We start from the raw sequence: 16313 nt of genomic DNA on the forward strand, positions 1-16313 counted from the left end.
TTCCGGGCGTTCTGCGTTGACAAGAGGGGCAAGGGCAATGACGACTGCGGATACGGGTGGGGCACAGGTCAAGTCCGCGGTGCGGACGGTGGAGCTGCTCGAGTACTTCGCCGGGCGGCCCGGCATGCACAGTCTCGCGGCCGTCCAGGAAGCCGTCGGCTACCCCAAGTCCAGCCTCTACATGCTGCTGCGCACCCTGGTGGAGCTGGGCTGGGTGGAGACGGACGCGACGGGTACGCGGTACGGCATCGGCGTACGCGCCCTGCTGGTCGGCACCTCGTACATCGACGGTGACGAGGTGGTCACCGCCGCCCGCCCCACCCTGGACCGGCTGTCCGACGACACTACCGAGACGATCCACCTCGCCCGGCTGGACGGCGTGAACGTGGTCTACCTCGCCACCCGCCAGTCCCAGCACTATCTGCGGCCGTTCACCCGGGTCGGCCGCCGGCTGCCCGCGCACTCCACCTCGCTCGGCAAGGCGCTGCTCGCCACCTACACCGACGAGCAGATCCGCAAGATGCTGCCGGAGATCCTGCAACCGCTCACCGAGCACACCATCACGGACCGCGAGAAGCTCATCGAGGAGCTCCACACCGTCCGCGAGCAGGGCTACGCGGTGGACCGCGAGGAGAACACCCTCGGTCTGCGCTGCTTCGGCATCGCGATCCCGTACCGCACGCCGGCCCGCGACGCGATCAGCTGCTCGGTGCCGGTGGCCCGGCTCACGCCCGCCCATGAACAGATGATCAAGGACGCGCTGTTCGACGCCCGCGACCGCCTGACCCTCGCGACCCGTAGGCTCTGACCGGTGAACATCTCCCTGCGCGAGGTGCGCGACAGCGATCTGCCGGTCTTCTTCGGCCAGTTGAACGACCCGGTGGCGAACCGCATGGCCGCCTTCACCCACGAGGACCCCGCGCACCGGGGACACTTCGCGACGCACTGGGCGCGAATCCGGGGCAATCCAGAGGTCACCGTGCGCACGGTCGTGGGGGCCGATCCGCTCGGTCCGGAGGGCGCCGACGAGATCATCATCGGCCATGCCGCCGTCTTCGGCCCGCCTGAGCAGCGCGAGGTCACCTACTGGATCGGACGGGAGCACTGGGGCCACGGGCTGGCCTCGGCGGCCCTGCGGGCCCTGCTCGCGCTCGTACCGGACCGGCCGCTGCACGCACGCGCCGCGGCCGACAACACCGGCTCGATCCGGGTGCTGGAGAAGTGCGGGTTCGTCGTCACCGGGCACGACAAGGGCTTCGCGAACGCGCGCGGCGAGGAGATCGACGAGGTCGTCCTCACCCTCCCGGTCTGAGGCGACTCACCGTCCGGGCCTGAGGGCCTCTCGCACCAGCTGGGGGTGCCCACCGCCCCGGCGGCAGATGAATGAATCGTGAGAACCGGGACGGACCGGAACGACGCGGGTGCGCCCGCTCGTCCCTGCTGTGGGATGAACAAGACGATCAGGCGCGCTTCGGTCTTCTCCCTGCTGCTCATACTCGCCCTGCTGGTGCGGGTCACCTGGGTGCAGGCGTACAAGGCCGAGGCCCTCGCAGACGACAAGCACAACCGGCGGACCACCATCGCGCGCTACGACACGGAGGCCTGGAAGCAGCTGACCGGGGACGCGGACAAGCCGCTGGTGAACCGCGCGCTGCGGCAGCCGCTGCCGCCCGGTTCGACCTTCAAGCTGGTGGTCGCGGCCGCGGCACTTGAGGAGGGGCTGTACGCGTCCGTGGACTCACGGACGGACAGCCCCGACCCGTACAGCCCGCCCGGCACGAGCCGCGTCCTGGAGAACGAGAACAAGTCCGCGCCCTGCGAGAACGCGACCCTTCGCACCGCTCTGCAGTACTCCTGCAACAACGTGTTCGGGAAGCTGGCGGTCGACCTGGGCGAGGACAAGGTCAGGGCGATGGCGGAGAGGTTCGGCTTCAATGACGACAAGCTCGACGTGCCGGTACGGGCCTCCAAGAGCATCTATCCGTCCGGGATGGACAAGCCGTCCACGGCCTACAGCGGCATCGGCCAGTTCGAGGTCACCGCGACCCCGCTGCAGATCGCCATGGTCTCCGCGGCGATCGCCAACGGCGGGGCGAGCTGGTGGCCCCGCCCATGGTCTCCGAGGTCACCGACGCCGACGGCAGCACACTGCAGAGCTTCGAGGATCCGGAGTCCGAACAGATCGTCAGCGCGTCGACGGCCGAGCAGCTGAGCAGCGCGATGCGGACCGTCGTCGAGGACGGCACCGGCAGCAACGCGAGGATCAGCGGCACGGAGGTCGGCGGCAAGACGGGCACGGCCCAGCACGGCGTGGGCAACAGCAAGACGCCGTACGCCTGGTTCACCTCCTACGCGAAAGGCGGCGACGGCGAACAGGTCGCCGTCGCCGTGATCATCGAGGACTCCGGAGCGGCTCGTTCCGAGGTCAGCGGCAACGGACTGGCGGCGCCGGTCGCGCAGAAGGTGATGAAGGCAGCCCTGCGGTAGTGCCCGGCGCCGGGCCCGCTCAGGTCACGCCGAGCAGCTGCTCCACCGGGTCGATCGCGAAGTACACGGCGAACAGAGCCGCGGTCCCCCACAGCAGCCAGTGGACCTCCCGGGCCCGGCCCAGCACCGACTTGATGACGACGTACGCGAGGAAGCCCGCGCCGATGCCGTTGGTGATCGAATAGGTGAACGGCATCACCGCGATCGTGAGGAAGGCCGGGATCGCGACCTCGTACTTCTGCCAGTCGATGTGGCGTACCTGCGTCATCAGCAGGAAACCCACGGCGACCAGCGCGGGCGCCGCCGCCTGGGCCGGCACGACCGTGGCGAGCGGGGTGAGGAAGAGGGCAAGGGCGAACAGCCCTCCGGTGACGAGAGAGGCGAAGCCGGTGCGCGCGCCCTCGCCCACGCCGGCTGCCGATTCGATGTACGAGGTGTTGGAGGACGCCGAGGCTGCGCCGCCCACGGCAGCCGCCGCACCGTCGATCAGCAGGACCCGGCCGAGGTCGGGGACGTTGCCGCGCTCATCGAGGAGACCGGCCTCGTTGGAGACGCCGACGACCGTGCCCATGGTGTCGAAGAAGTCGCTCAGGATGAGCGTGAACACCAGCAGCACGAGCGTGATCACACCGACCTGCTCGAACGCGCCGAACAAGCTGAAGGAACCGACCAGTCCGAAGTCGGGGGCCGCGACGATGTCGTCGGGCACCGCCGGGACGGTCAGGCCCCAGGCGATCGGCTTGATGTCGGCGATCCCGTTGATGACGATCGCGAGCACCGTCATGGCGACGATGCTGAGGAGGATCGCGCCCTTCACCTTGCGGGCCAGCAGTGCGACGGTGAGCAGAACGCCCAGGCAGAAGACCAGAACGGGCCAGCCGGACAGCTGACCGGCCGTCCCCAGCTGGACCGGGACGGCTCCGGCGTCGCCGGGGATGCGCGTGGCGAAGCCCGCGTCGATGAAGCCGATGAAGGCGATGAAGAGGCCGATGCCGACGCTGATGGCCTGCTTGAGGGACTGCGGGATGGCCTGCATGACGGCTTGGCGCAGTCCGGTGGCGACCAGGACGCAGATCAGCAGCCCTTCGAGGACGATCAGGCCCATCGCGTCCGGCCAGCTCATCAGTGGCGCGATCTGGAAGGCGACCACGGCGTTGAGGCCGAGCCCGGCGGCGATGGCAAGTGGGAGATTGCCGCCCAGACCCATGATCACGGTCATGACGGCGGCCACCAGGGCGGTAGACGTTACGAGTTGGGCCCCAGACAGGTGGGACCCGAATTTGTCCTCGACGCTGCCGAGGATGATGGGGTTGAGCACCAGGATGTACGCCATGGTGAAGAACGTGGCGAAGCCGCCGCGTATCTCCCGGCCGAAGGTGGAGCCGCGGGCGGTGATCCTGAAGTACCGGTCGACCGCGTTCTGGGACGGTGGGGCGGGTGGTGGCGCGGCTTTCTCCGTAACCTGTCCTGACATGGCTCTCCTCGGTGGCGGGTGATCCATTGCTGGGTAGCTGGATTGTTCCCGTCCGAGGGGAAGTTCAGGTTCCGTTCAGGTAACGCATTGGACAGCCCGGTGACGCATGGGACAGTCCGGTCCGTCAGCCGGCGTACGGGGCCGGCACCTGCCCCGGGCGGGGCACGGGCTGCCGTACCGCCCCTGGCTGGACCGGCTGGCGGAGTTCAGCCGCGGCGAGTGCTGTTCGCCCACGACCACGCCGTGTGGGAGGCGTGAGACAGGGCGACTGCCCGGTCCGCAGGGGCCTCCTGGGTGGCCGTGGCGGACCACCGCCTGCTGCTGGCGTGCACCGAGTGGCCGGGCTGCTGACCGCGATGGTGCCGGTCAGCTCAGCGCGGCCCGTACGAGCGCGAGATCGGCGTCCGACGCCAGCCCCGCGTGGTACAGCCTGAGCTCCGTCGCGCCGAGCGAGGCCGCATGGGCGGCGTCCTCCGCGAGAGTGCCGGGGCTGCCGCCCATACCTGAGACGACCGTGAAGTTGGCGGCAAGGACGGAGGCGTCGGTGCGGTGGGCGGTGAAAGGCGTGAGCATCGACTCCGCGCCACCGCCCGTGCAGGGCAGCACCACGCCGTCGGCGACGGAGAGGATGCGGGCCGGGTCGACGCCGGCGTTGGCGCCGCAGTGATGGGCGACCGGGTCGGCATGCAGCAGGACCTGGAAACCGGGCGGAGCCGTCGCCCGTACCGCCGCGACCGCCTTGTCCTGGAGCGTACGGGCGGTCCTCGCGCGCCAGGCGAGGGTGGCGGCCGCCAGGTCCGGGCCGAGGAGTTTCTCGATCCCGGCGGGGCCCGGGCGGCCGGTCGCCGCGCCGGACCAGACGGGCTCCAGGGCGGCCCGTACCGCTGCGCTCAACTCGTCGCCGGAGAGCTCGAGTCCGGCGTAGCCGTCGGAGCATGCCGGGCAGAAGCAGAGCGACATCAGATACTGGGCCGCGTCCCCCAGCCCGATGCCCGCGATCTTGTCATGGGCGTGCAGATGGGCCAGGCCGTACCAGCCGCAGGACTCCAGTTCGGTGCCGCGCGCCCCGGGCCGTACGGCCGCCTCCGCCGCGAGGTCCACCAGGTACGCGAGGACGGCCGGCTGGGCGATGCAGGGCGCCCAGGGGTACCGGTCACCGTACGCGTTCACGACGGAGGTGTCCGGATGCTCGGCGCCCAGCCGGGAGTTGTGGGCGAGAACCACCCAGGTGTGGACATCGAGCCCGGCGTCCCGGAGGGCCCCGGCGGCCTCGCCGTACGCGTCGCCCGGCGCCCAGGGGCCGGCGGCGTAGGGACGCGGTACGCGGCCGGCCCAGCGGCGGTCGTCCACCGGATAGAGCACGGCCGCGTGCTCGGCGGTGACGATCCGGTGACGCGGGTGGCGCGGGGTGAGGGCCCGCGTCGAGTGGTAGGCGGAGGCGAGAGTGACCTGCTGGACACCGAGGTCCGCGGTGCGTGCGGCGGCATCCGGGTCGCCGGTGACGTCCCAGGGGTAGAGGAAGGCGGAGGTCTTCACTCGCCGCCGCCGAGCAGCGCCCGTCCGCGCTCGATCAGTTCACCCAGTTCCTTGATGTGCGCGGCGGACGGCTCGCTCAGCGGCGGGCGGACCTCGCCGACGTCCAGGCCGCGCAGCCGTACGCCGGCCTTCACCAGCGAGACGGCGTATCCGCGGCCCTGGTTGCGCAGTTCCGCCAGAGGCCGGTAGAAGCCGTCGAGCAGGCGGTTCGCCGTCACGTCGTCGCCGGTGTTCAGGGCCTGGTGGAAGGCGAGGGCGATCTCGGGGGCGAAGCAGAAGACCGCGGAGGAGTACAGCAGCACCCCGATGCCGCGGTAGGCGAGCCCGGTGAGCTCCGCGGTGGGCAGGCCGTTGAAGTAGAGGAAGTCCCGGTCGGGCAGTCCGGTCCGGACGGCGCTGACGATGCGCTGCATGAGGTCGAGGTCGCCGTACCCGTCCTTCAGGCCGATGATGCCGGGGACGCCGGCGAGTTCCACGACCGTCTCCGGGGTGAAGACGGCGTTGTCGCGCTGGTAGACGACGACGTCGAGCGACGTCGCGGCGGCGAGGGCGGAGTAGTGGCGCAGCAGCCCCTCCTGCGCGGCGACCACCAGGTACGGCGGCATGGCCAGCAGACCGTCGGCGCCCGCCTCCTCGGCGATCCGGGCGTACTGGACCGCGAGGGCGGTGCCGTAGCCGGTACCCGCGACCACGGGCACCCGGCCCGCGGCCTCCTCGACGGCCGCGGTGACGCACCTGCGGAACTCCTCGGCGGTCAGCGCATGGAACTCACCCGTGCCGCAGCAGGCGAAGACGGATGCTGTGCCCGCCTCGACCCCACTGCGCACATGGGCGCGGAAGACATCGAGGTCGAGGCCGCCGTCCGGTCCGTACGCGGTCACGGGGAAGAACAGCGGCCCACTGGTCCGGGCGAGTCGAACGGCGAGCGGTGCTGAGGTCACAGGCTCTCCCTGACGTGCATGTCTCTGATCGATGTCTATATTTCTGAACGCGACCACGCTAGGGCAGTCTCGCGGGGCGGTCAAGACGAGAAACCGCAACCCCGACCCAGACGCGGGCACTCCGCGCGACACTTGACGGGCTCCGGAGCCACTCCCTAACTTGTCCACGCATGTGAATACTGTCCATGGATGAATCCCTGATCGAATTCATGCCCAGGAGACCCGCTCATGCCCGCTACGCGCACCGTCCTGCTCACCGGCGCCGCAGGCGGCCTCGGCACCCTGATGCGGGGACTGCTGCCCGCCTACGGCTACGAGCTTCGGCTCTTCGACATGGCCCCCGTCGACGGCGAGCCGGCGGCGGTCACGGCCGAACTCGCCGACAAGCAGGCGGTGCGCGAAGCCGTCCGCGGCGTCGATGCGATCATCCATCTCGCGGGCATCTCCCTGGAGGCACCCTTCGACAAGATCCTGCGAGCCAACATCGAGGGCACGTACAACCTCTACGAGGCCGCCCGCGAGGAAGGCGTCGGCCGGATCGTCTTCGCCTCCAGCAACCACGCCGTCGGCTTCACCCCGCGCCCCCAGGGCACGGCCCCGCTCGACGCGAGCGCGCTGATCCCGGTGCACACCCCGCGCCGCCCGGACACCCTCTACGGCCTCTCGAAGTGCTTCGGCGAGGATCTCGCCCAGCTCTTCTGGGACCTTCACGGCGTGGAGACCGTCTCCGTCCGCATCGGCTCCTGCTTCATGGAGCCCAGCTCGGTGCGCATGCTCTCGGTCTGGATGAGCCCGGGCGACGGCGCGCGGCTCTTCCACGCGGCGCTCACCGCCGGGGACGTCGGGCACACCGTCGTCTACGGCTCCTCGGCCAACACGCGCCTGTGGTGGGACCTCTCGACCGCCAGGGCGCTCGGCTACGAACCGCAGGACGACTCCGAGCAGTACGCCGAGAAGCTCATCGCGGAACAGGGCGAGCTCGACCCCGCCAACCCCGACCACGCGCATCTGGGCGGCCACTTCTGCACCCACCCGCCGATGTGGCCCTGCTGAGTCCCGCCGGCCCGCCGGCAAGAATAATCGGACGACTCGCGGGAGCGGCAGCAGGCAGCATGTCGGCATGCCGAGACCTCATGGGTTCACGTACGAACAGCGCGGCGACGGGACGGTCGTCATCACCCACCTGGGACGGGCCGCGGGCAGCCTGCGCGGCTCCCGGGCGGAGAAGTTCCTGACCGAGGTCGAGTCCGGCGACAGTCAGCTCGTGATGGCCCGGTGGACCGGCGCGTACAAGCACGGCAACGAGCGCACGGCCCGCGAACACCCGCGCAACCGCCGCTGAACCCGTCGGGGCGAAGGTAAGGGAACGGCAAAGCGGCCTCGGTCGTTACCCGGGACATGACCGCTATGACCCCCGGCTCGAACATCCCGCTGTCCGCCGTCCGTGTGGCGGTGGACGTCGCCGCCCCGGTGCGGCTCGACGTCTCGGGCCTGCTGCTCACCGCCGACGGCAAGGTGCGCACCGACGACGACTTCATCTTCTACAACCAGCCGTCGGGAGCCGGTGTCACCTACCGGTCCGGCGGCGGGACCGCCCCCGACTCGATCGTCGTGGACACGGCCGCCGTCCCGCCCGGCATCGAGAAGATCGTGGTCACCGCCAGCCCCGACGCCGCCGGCCAGACCTTCCAGGGCATCGAACCCACGGCCACCATCCGCAACGCCGACGACGGCAGCGTGCTCGCCACCTTCACCCCGCCGCAGCTGGGCGCCGAGACCGCACTCGTGGTCGTCGAGGTCTACCTGCGCGGCGGCGCCTGGAAGGCGCGCGCGGTCGGCCAGGGGTACGCCAACGGCCTGGCGGGCATCGCCACCGACTTCGGCGTCTCGGTCGAGGAGCCCGCGGCCCCTGCGGCGCCGCCCGCCCCGGCGCCCGTGGCCCCGGCTCCGGTCGCCGCCGCCCCTGTGACCCCGCCCGCCCCGCCCGCCCCCCAGGCACCGGCGGCCGCGCCGGCAGGCACCGGAAAGATCAACCTGGACAAGGGCCGGGTCAGCCTCCAGAAGAACCAGACCGTCTCCCTCGTCAAGGGCGGCCGGCCGCTCCTCTCCCAGGTCAAGATGGGTCTCGGCTGGGAGCCCGCCTTCCGCGGCAAGGACATCGACCTCGACGCCTCCGTCATCGCGTACGGCCCGCAACGCAACCACCTCGACAGTTGCTACTTCGGCAAGCTGTCCATCCTGAACGGCTCCGTCAAGCACTCCGGGGACAACCTCACGGGCGAGGGCGCGGGAGACGACGAGGTGATCGTCGTCGACCTGGGCCGGCTGCCGGCCGAGGCGACCGGGCTTGTCTTCACGGTCAACTCCTTCTCCGGCCAGAAGTTCACCGAGGTCGCCAAGGCCTACTGCCGGCTGATCGACGCCGGCACCGGTGAGGAGCTGGTCCGCTTCGACCTGACCGGCGCCGAGCCGCAGACCGGCGTGATGATGGCCAAGCTGATCAAACAGTTCTCCGGCGAGTGGGAGATGACGGCGATGGGCGACTTTGTGAAGTCGCGCACGGTCCGCGGCATGGTCAAGCCCGCGGCGCAGGCGCTCTAGGAGCCCGCCATGCAGGTCAGGGGCGGGCTGGACGCGACCCGAAGGGACATCCCGAGAGTGACGGGCGGGCACTCCACGTGACCGACGCCACGACCGGAATGGGGTTTGATGTCAGTGCCCGCCCGTAGCCTTGTAGGCATGTCCACCATTCCGATGTCCGCCGGTCCTGAGCGTCCTTCCGCCTCCCAGGCGAACGAAGCGATCCGCCGGCTCGTCGAGACCCGCGTGGACGGCGACTGGCCCTCCGAGGAGTACGAAGTGCTTCTGCTGGAATGGGCGGCGGCCACCAGCGGCGCGATCGAGCGCGCGGCCTAGCCTTCGGTTCCGGTTCCCGACGCACACGGAGTGCGGACAGACGTCCGTCCCGTACCCGAGGGATCGGGTACGGGACGGCGAAACACTCTCCCTGAGCTGCCTCAGAGCTTGGTCAGTTTGCTGTAGGGACTGAGAATCCTTCCCTGGCGACCCGAGAAGTCGATGAGCACGGCGGCGTCACCCTCGACTCCGACGACTCTTCCAAGGCCGAACTGGTCATGTGAGACCCGGTCCCCCACAGCGAAAATCTCGATCGGTGGGGCGGCCGGGGCCGGTACGTTGAAGGGACTGGACGGCAGGTGGCGCCGGGCTCCGGCTGACTTAGTCATTACCTTCAGTATGCGCCCCCGAGCCCCGCCAAGCCATCCCCGTCGGGCACCGGACCCTGGATCAGCCCCAGGGCCAGGCGGCGTCCCGTCCCGCTTCGAGCAACGGCACCATCCGGAAGGCCGTGTCGGTGAGGCCTCCGAAAGTGTGCCGGCCACGCGTTCCGGCCGGCGCGTGGCCCGCCCGGTAACCCGCCAGGTTCCAGGTGTAGACCGGAATCCGCTCCGGGACCTGGGCTGTCACATCGCCGTGGTGGCTGTACGCCGTCTGCTCGTCCGTGACGATGAGGACACGATCGTGCTTCCGGTAGTGGGCCCGCACCGCCTCGGCCGTGCAGGTGCCGCCCAGGTCACCGAATCGCTTCAGCACCTTGAGGACGGACTCGCCCTTGCCGTACATGACGCGGGCGCTGCTGGTGCCGAACTCCACCAGGTCCGCCTCGGCGGCCCGCATCGCCACCGCCGTACCGAAGACAGCCGCCGCGTCGGCCCGGTTGAGCTGCGACCGGTCCGAGAGGGGCGACCACATGGAGCCCGAACGGTCGACCAGGATCAGCGTCCGGCCGGGCAGCGACGGCACATTGGCCAACGAGTGGCCGAGCGCCTTCTCCAGCGGGTACGACCAGCGCAGCGACGGCGCGTGCTGGTACGCGGCAAGGTAGCGGAAGGGAAACTGCCGCGAGCGCGCGACCTCGTCCGGGTCGGAGATCTTCGCCGCCACCCGAGCGGCGACCGCGTCCGAGACTCCCGCCTCGTCGAAGTTCCTCAGGTTCCGCATCAGAGCCATCGCCCCCATGGACGGAATCACGGCCTCCCAGGCCGCGGCGTCCATGGGACCCTGCAGCCAGCCGGCCAGCGCCTCCCACGTCAAGCCCGCCTCGGCGAGGCGCTCCGCGCCGTCCGGTGCGGTGACGACCGCCCGACGCTCCTCGGCCGGGACGGCCATCAGCGCCCGGTGGGCCGTCAGCGTGCGGTTCGAGGCGGGCGGCTCCGCGGTCTCCGGGTTGTGCCGGCGGTCGAGCGCGTACCGGAACAGTTCGCCCTGCCACGGCTTCGCCGGGTCCGGCGAGGCGTGCACGAGGTTGAGGATGTCGCCGAAGCGGTAGCCCTTGGATGCGGTGTCGTACTTGAGCAGGGACTTGCCGTTGTAGAGCCGCTGGACGGCGTCGGCGATGCCCCGCTTGACGGGCTTGGGCACGTTGCGCCCGTACTGCGAGGTCCAGTAGGCGAGCAGCTCACCGGGCTCGTCGGCGCGCCGCAGCACGGAGGCGACGACCTGGCGGTTCGTCGGTCCGGACTCCGCGGACACGTCGAGGCGAGCCTTCACGTACTCGGCGGCGCCGACGATCGAGGCGGTCCGCATGTTTCCGTCGCCGCGCAGCCAGGCGAGCAGACCGGCCGTCCAGTGCGGGTCCTCGACAGCGAGCTTGCGCACGAGGGCTGTGAAGCGGTCGTCGCGGGCGCCGGGCGACTCGTAAAAGGACTTCTGCGAAACGAAGTTGGCAACCGCGAGCGGGAAGAGCTCGGAGCGTGCGTCCCGGAGGAAGCCAAGGCCGCCCTGGTGGGTGGACGCGGCGCGCCCGGTGGTCTGCACGGGCGAGGTGGCCTGCGCCCTGGTCGTACGGAGATTGAAGCGTGCCATGACAATTCCCCCGAATTCGGCAGGGGGAAGCACAGCACGGAACGGGGGTGCTCACAAGAGGCACCCCGTGCTGGGCCTCCCGAGATCAGAAGTGGCGGCGGCGTGTTTCGTGGAAGGAAGTAGCCGCAGCCTGCGCACCGGGAGGTGCATGAAGTCGAAGTGTCCAGAGATCGAAGTCGGCGGAACCGACAAGGTGCTCTACCAACTGAGCTACACCGGCCCGAAGCCGATGACGGGACTCGAACCCGCGGCCGCCCCATTTACAGTGGAAGTAGGTCCTGCCTTCGCACCTGGACGTGCATCACCTTAGGAGGGCAACTCTGCGGGGCGCCAAGCCTTTTATTGCTGCGTCCGACGCTTCCACGGGCCGGTGATGGCCAGCAGGATGCCCGGGGTCTGGATATTGGCGTACAGCGTCCGGCCGTCGGGCGAGAAGACGACGCCCGCGAACTCGCTGTACTCGGGCTCCGCCACGTAAAGCCGCGGACGAGCGGGAGTTGAACACGGGGCCGACGACGAAAGGCACACCTTCGGGGCGTCCGGTCCGGCGCGGAAGGACGCCCCGGTCCGGTACCGGGGCGCACCGCTGTCCCTACCGGCGGGACCGGGCCTTGAACGCCGCCTTGCGCGCGTCCTTCGCCACCTTCCTGTCCGGGTGCAGCCGGCCCATCGCCTCCAGGACGTCCGCGGTGGCCGGATGGTCCACCCGCCAGGCCGCATCGAAGAAGCCGCTGTGCTGCCCCACCAGGCCCTCGACGAGGCCCTGCAGCTCCGCCGAGTCGCCCTCGGCGCCGAGCTGCGCGGCGATCGTGTCGATCGTCAGCCAGAAAACCATGGACTCCGGCGGCGCCGGCACGTCGGCCGCGCCCCGCTCGGCCAGCCAGACCCGGGCCAGGCCGCCCAGTTCCGCGTCGTCGAGCACTGCGCGCAGTGCGGGTTCGGCCTCCGGCCCGGTCAGGGACAGCGCCTGCTGGCAGCGGAGCCGGCGCAGCGGGGCGCCCTGGTCCGCACCGCGGGCTGCGGCCAGCAAATCGCGTGCGGCGCCGAGGTTTTCACGGCGTGCGAGCCACTGCTCGATCTCCGCCTGGGCAGAGGTCTCGGGGAAGCGGGCGACGGAGTCGAGCAGGACGTCGGCGCCCTTGTCCACCAGGTCACCGACGGCGGGCGCGTCGAAGCCCGCTTCGAGCATGCGCGCCCGGATGCCGTACAGACCGAGCGGGGTGAGCCGGACCATCCCGTATCGGGCAACGTCGTCCTCGTCGGTGGGCTCGGCGTAGTCCTCGTCCGTCTCGGACATCAACTCGTCGTCCACCGGCCGGTATTCGACGAGTCCGATCGGCTCCAGCAGCCGGAACTGGTCGTCGAGCCGCATCATCGCGTCCGAGACCTGCTCCAGGACGTCGTCGGTGGGCTCGCCCATGTCGTCGGGCACGATCATCGACGCGGCGAGGACGGGCAGCGGCACGGGCCCCTCTCCGGAACCGCCCTCGTTGACGGACAGCAGATAGAGGTTGCCGAGAACGCCGTCCAGGAAGTCGGCCTCGCCCTGCGGGTCCCAGTTCAGCGTGCTCAAGTCGATCTCGCCGCCCTCCTCCATGGCGTCGACGAGATCGTCGAGCGGGGGCACTGTCGCGTCGGCGAGTACGGCGTCCAGTCCGGCGAGCCACAGTTCGAGGACCTCCCGCGGGCTGCCGGAGGTGACCAGAGCCAGGTCCTCGCCCGCGGTGACGGTGGCGCCCGGGGCGCCGTCCCCGGCGCCCGCCGCCGGGTCCTCGACGTCGACGAGCCCGGTGTCGACCGCGAGTCGCCACGCTTCGCTCGCGTACGCCGGGCCGTCCTCGTCCGCGCCGAGTCCGAGCTCCTCGGCGGCGGCCTGCAGCTGCTCCTCGACGAGTTCACCGCCCGCGCCGACCCGGGTGCCGGGTCCGGCCCAGCGTGCGAGCCGCACGGCTCGGGCCATCAGCGGCGTGGCGAGCGCGTCGCGTGCCAGCTCGGCGTCGGAGTGCAGCCGCACCGGCGGCAGGGTCGGGCGCTCTGCGGACATCTGCTGGTTCTCCTCGGAGGGTACGGATCGGTCGGCGCCCCAGCGTAGACGCATTTCGCCCCATCTCATCGGGTTCATGTACCCGTCAGGTTTCGTATACCTGCGAAGCCTTGACAACTCCCCTGGCCACACAAGAGATTGACGCGCGTAGACCTCTCACTCCGTCCCTCATTGACCACCCGGAGTCCATACATGTCAGCCCGTTCATCCGTTCCGAGATCCGCCGCTGTAGCGGCCGTCGTGGCCGGCGCTCTGGCCACCGGCCTGCTCGCCGGTTCCTCCTCCGCGTCCGCCGCCGAGGTACGGATCCACGACATCCAGGGCACCACACGGATATCCCCGCTCGCCGGCCAGCAGGTCACCGATGTCCAGGGCATCGTCACCGGTGTGCGTACGTACGGTTCCAGGGGCTTCTGGTTCCAGGACCCGCAGGCCGACGACAACGCCGCGACCAGCGAGGGAGTCTTCGTCTTCACCGGCTCGGCGCCGACGGTCGCCGTGGGCGACGCGGTCAAGGTCTCCGGTCTCGTCGGAGAGTTCGTCCCCGGCGGCATCAACTCCGGCAACCAGTCGGTCACCCAGATCTCCAAGCCCACGGTGACCGTGGTCTCTTCCGGCAACGCGCTGCCCGCGCCGGTCACCATCTCGGCCAAGTCCGTGCCCGCGGCGTACACCCCGCAGGGCGACGCGGCGGCCGGCGGCAGTATCAACGCACTTCCGCTCACCCCGCGTGCGTCCGCCCTGGACTACTACGAGTCCCTGGAGGGCAGCAACGTCCGTATCGGCACGTCCCGTGTCGTGGGCGCCACCGACCCGTTCAACGAGCTGTGGGTGACCGTCAAGCCGCGCGAGCACGACAGCCGGCGCGGCGGCACGGTCTACGGCTCGTACACTTCCCAGAACACGGGCCGGCTGCAGATCCAGCAGCTCACGCCGGTCTCGCAACAGCCGTTCCCCAAGGCGAACGTCGGGGACTTCCTGACCGGTACGACCGAAGGCCCGCTGGACTTCAACCAGTTCGGCGGCTACACCCTGACGGCGCGCACGCTCGGCACGGTCACGGACGAGGGTCTGGAGCGCGAGTCCACCCGGCCGCAGCGACGCGGCGAGCTGGCCGTGGCCACGTACAACGTCGAGAACCTCGACCCCGGCGACCCGCAGGAGAAGTTCGACGCGCTCGCGGGTGCCGTCGTCGACAACCTCGCTTCGCCCGACATCCTGGCCTTGGAGGAGATCCAGGACAACAACGGCGCGAAGAACGACGGCACGGTCGCCGCGGACCAGACGCTGAAGAAGTTCACGGACGCGATCGTCGCCGCCGGGGGCCCGGTGTACGAGTGGCGCACCGTCGACCCGGAGAACAACAAGGACGGCGGCGAGCCGGGCGGCAACATCCGCCAGGTCTTCCTCTTCAACCCTGAGCGGGTCTCGTTCACCGACCGCGCCGGCGGCAACGCGACAGCGGCGACGGGTGTCGTACAGGAGGGCCGGCACGCTGCCCTGACCCTCTCACCCGGCCGGATCGACCCGGCCAACACGGCTTGGGAGAACAGCCGCAAGCCGCTGGCGGGCGAGTTCACCTTCCGCGGCCGTACGGTCTTCGTGGTCGCCAACCACTTCGGCTCGAAGGGCGGCGACGAGTCCCTCACCTCGCACCACCAGCCGCCGGTACGCTCCTCGGAGGCCAAGCGCCTGCTCCAGGCGCAGGCCGTCAACAGCTTCGTCAAGGACATCCTGAAGGTCCAGCGCAACGCGGACGTCCTCGTCGTCGGTGACATCAACGACTTCGAGTTCTCGGCGACGACGAAGGCACTGACGGACGGCGGTGCGCTCTACCCGGCCATCAAGTCCCTGCCGCGTTCGGAGCGTTACTCGTACGTCTTCCAGGGCAACGCACAGGTTCTGGACCAGATCCTGACCAGCCCGTCGATCGACGACTTCAGCTACGACAGCGTGCACATCAACGCCGAGTTCGCCGACCAGAACAGCGACCACGACCCGCAGGTCGTGCGCTTCCGTCCGTAGTACGGCCGGATGAAGACCCCGGGGTCCGGCCGCCGTCCCGGCCGGGCCCCGGCTTCCTCCCCGAGGACAAGCCGCCTAGCCGGGGATGAGCCGCAGTGCGGGCGTGTACCTGTTCACGCCGCCCCCGGTGACGCCCGGATAGTTCTGCACCCGGTGCCACTGAGGAGTGGCGGATCCGATGCCGTCGCCGGGGGCGGCGAGTGCCTCGATGTGCGCCTGCTCGCTCTCCCACTCCGCGTAGTTCAGCACCCGGGTGCCGTCCGTACTCACGTGGAAGTGCCCGGCGATCCCGCCGGGGTGCGGATGCGGATCGCCGGCCATCGCCTCGAAGACGGCGTCGACCCAGGCGCGCTGCCGTTCCGGATCGGGCCCCTCGAACTCCACGTCGACGATCACGACGACCTCCGGTACCGGGGTGTCACCGGGCCGGGGGGTGGTGCTGCGGTAGAGCTCGTACTGGCCGAGGCCCAGCCGCTTGATCCCGGGCACCGCCGCGTCGATGTCCGCGACACGGTCGTCCCGGTGGATGCGGGTGAACGCGGCGAACGCGGCCGGGTTCGTCCACTGCGAGTAGTGCAGCAGGGTGTCCCCGTCGTTGCCCGCGTAGACGGTGTACGAGAGCAGGCCCTCGCTCGGCCACGGCCGGCTCCGCCAGGCCTCTGCGATGGCGTCGACCGCGGCCCGCTGCCGCTCGGGCGTTTCCAGGCCCCACGTGCTGGACACGACGGTCCGGGCATCGGAACGGGTGAGGTCGGGCAGTGCGTCGAGGGCGGCCTGTGTGGTCATGGGGATCTCCTCGGTCGTGGCCGTTTCTGCCGGTGCGTGCCGAGAGCCATCCTCAGACATCAACCAAAGTTGAGGTCAAGCCGTGCCGTGCTCGTCTCATGAGTCCGGTACATCGTGTAGCGGCGCTTCCACCGTC

General features: G+C 70.2%; 14 protein-coding genes, 1 tRNA gene and 2 pseudogenes. 8 read left to right on the forward strand and 9 right to left on the reverse strand.

All coding sequences use genetic code 11. The annotated features are described in order from the left end of the window. Nucleotides 1–37 precede the first annotated feature (37 nt). The 3 genes and pseudogenes from AB0M62_RS03175 (at nt 38) to AB0M62_RS03185 (ending at nt 2487) form a co-directional block, all read left to right on the forward strand. Nucleotides 38–808, forward strand: a complete 771-nt coding sequence (locus AB0M62_RS03175; RefSeq protein WP_366072356.1) for an IclR family transcriptional regulator — start codon at nt 38–40, stop codon at nt 806–808. A gap of 3 nt (nt 809–811) precedes the next feature. Then, nucleotides 812–1312, forward strand: coding sequence for a GNAT family protein (locus AB0M62_RS03180; RefSeq protein ID WP_366072357.1), 501 nt, complete (start codon nt 812–814; stop codon nt 1310–1312). A 135-nt stretch (nt 1313–1447) separates the two neighbouring features. Further along, nucleotides 1448–2487 (forward strand): annotated as a pseudogene (locus AB0M62_RS03185) (penicillin-binding transpeptidase domain-containing protein). 19 nt (nt 2488–2506) lie between these two features. Here AB0M62_RS03185 and AB0M62_RS03190 read toward each other — a convergent pair. From AB0M62_RS03190 to AB0M62_RS03200, 3 genes are all read right to left on the reverse strand, one after another. Continuing rightward, nucleotides 2507–3961 carry an NCS2 family permease gene (locus tag AB0M62_RS03190; protein ID WP_366072358.1) on the reverse strand — a complete coding sequence of 485 codons (1455 nt, stop codon included), beginning with the start codon at nt 3959–3961 and terminating at the stop codon, nt 2507–2509. A 366-nt stretch (nt 3962–4327) separates the two neighbouring features. Then, nucleotides 4328–5497 (reverse strand): hypothetical protein, encoded by a 1170-nt coding sequence (locus AB0M62_RS03195; RefSeq protein ID WP_366072359.1) that lies wholly within the window; start codon nt 5495–5497, stop codon nt 4328–4330. Further along, nucleotides 5494–6438, reverse strand: a complete 945-nt coding sequence (locus tag AB0M62_RS03200; RefSeq protein ID WP_366072360.1) for a 5-dehydro-4-deoxyglucarate dehydratase — start codon at nt 6436–6438, stop codon at nt 5494–5496. The genes AB0M62_RS03195 and AB0M62_RS03200 overlap by 4 nt, the downstream gene beginning before the upstream one ends. Nucleotides 6439–6666: 228 nt before the next feature. On the opposite strand from AB0M62_RS03200, the gene AB0M62_RS03205 reads away from it, so the two are divergent. The 4 genes from AB0M62_RS03205 (at nt 6667) to AB0M62_RS03220 (ending at nt 9354) form a co-directional block, all read left to right on the forward strand. Next, the gene (locus tag AB0M62_RS03205; protein ID WP_366072361.1) at nt 6667–7491 is read left to right on the forward strand and encodes an NAD(P)-dependent oxidoreductase; all 825 of its coding nucleotides are present in this window, start codon (nt 6667–6669) and stop codon (nt 7489–7491) included. Nucleotides 7492–7558: 67 nt separating this feature from the next. Further along, nucleotides 7559–7780 carry a hypothetical protein gene (locus AB0M62_RS03210; RefSeq protein WP_366072362.1) on the forward strand — a complete coding sequence of 74 codons (222 nt, stop codon included), beginning with the start codon at nt 7559–7561 and terminating at the stop codon, nt 7778–7780. Nucleotides 7781–7836: 56 nt separating this feature from the next. Next, nucleotides 7837–9039 (forward strand): TerD family protein, encoded by a 1203-nt coding sequence (locus AB0M62_RS03215; protein WP_366072363.1) that lies wholly within the window; start codon nt 7837–7839, stop codon nt 9037–9039. Between the two features lie 138 nt (nt 9040–9177). After that, the gene (locus AB0M62_RS03220) at nt 9178–9354 is read left to right on the forward strand and encodes a hypothetical protein (protein WP_366072364.1); all 177 of its coding nucleotides are present in this window, start codon (nt 9178–9180) and stop codon (nt 9352–9354) included. 101 nt (nt 9355–9455) lie between these two features. On the opposite strand, the gene AB0M62_RS03225 is transcribed toward AB0M62_RS03220, so the two are convergent. The 5 genes and pseudogenes from AB0M62_RS03225 to AB0M62_RS03245 all read right to left on the reverse strand — a co-directional run bounded on the left by AB0M62_RS03225 (nt 9456) and on the right by AB0M62_RS03245 (nt 13366). Then, nucleotides 9456–9683 carry a hypothetical protein gene (locus AB0M62_RS03225; protein WP_366072365.1) on the reverse strand — a complete coding sequence of 76 codons (228 nt, stop codon included), beginning with the start codon at nt 9681–9683 and terminating at the stop codon, nt 9456–9458. A 61-nt stretch (nt 9684–9744) separates the two neighbouring features. Then, nucleotides 9745–11322: a TROVE domain-containing protein gene (locus AB0M62_RS03230; protein ID WP_366072366.1), complete on the reverse strand. Its 1578-nt coding sequence runs from the start codon at nt 11320–11322 to the stop codon at nt 9745–9747. Between the two features lie 227 nt (nt 11323–11549). After that, a tRNA-Tyr gene (locus tag AB0M62_RS03235) sits at nt 11550–11619 on the reverse strand. A 42-nt stretch (nt 11620–11661) separates the two neighbouring features. Further along, nucleotides 11662–11790: pseudogene (locus AB0M62_RS03240) on the reverse strand (alkaline phosphatase PhoX); the annotation flags it as partial. Between the two features lie 124 nt (nt 11791–11914). Next, nucleotides 11915–13366, reverse strand: coding sequence for a hypothetical protein (locus AB0M62_RS03245; protein WP_366072367.1), 1452 nt, complete (start codon nt 13364–13366; stop codon nt 11915–11917). Nucleotides 13367–13558: 192 nt separating this feature from the next. Here AB0M62_RS03245 and AB0M62_RS03250 point away from each other — a divergent pair, with 192 nt between their 5' ends. Beyond that, nucleotides 13559–15391, forward strand: coding sequence for an endonuclease/exonuclease/phosphatase family protein (locus AB0M62_RS03250; RefSeq protein ID WP_366072368.1), 1833 nt, complete (start codon nt 13559–13561; stop codon nt 15389–15391). A gap of 75 nt (nt 15392–15466) precedes the next feature. Here the strand turns inward: AB0M62_RS03250 and AB0M62_RS03255 are convergent, their stop codons facing one another. Next, a complete protein-coding gene (locus AB0M62_RS03255) occupies nt 15467–16177 on the reverse strand; it encodes an antibiotic biosynthesis monooxygenase (protein WP_366072369.1) in 711 nt (236 codons plus the stop codon). Nucleotides 16178–16313 lie beyond the last annotated feature (136 nt).

The organism is Streptomyces sp. NPDC051219, assembly GCF_040682335.1.
In the GTDB taxonomy this organism is placed as follows: Bacteria; Actinomycetota; Actinomycetes; order Streptomycetales; family Streptomycetaceae; genus Streptomyces.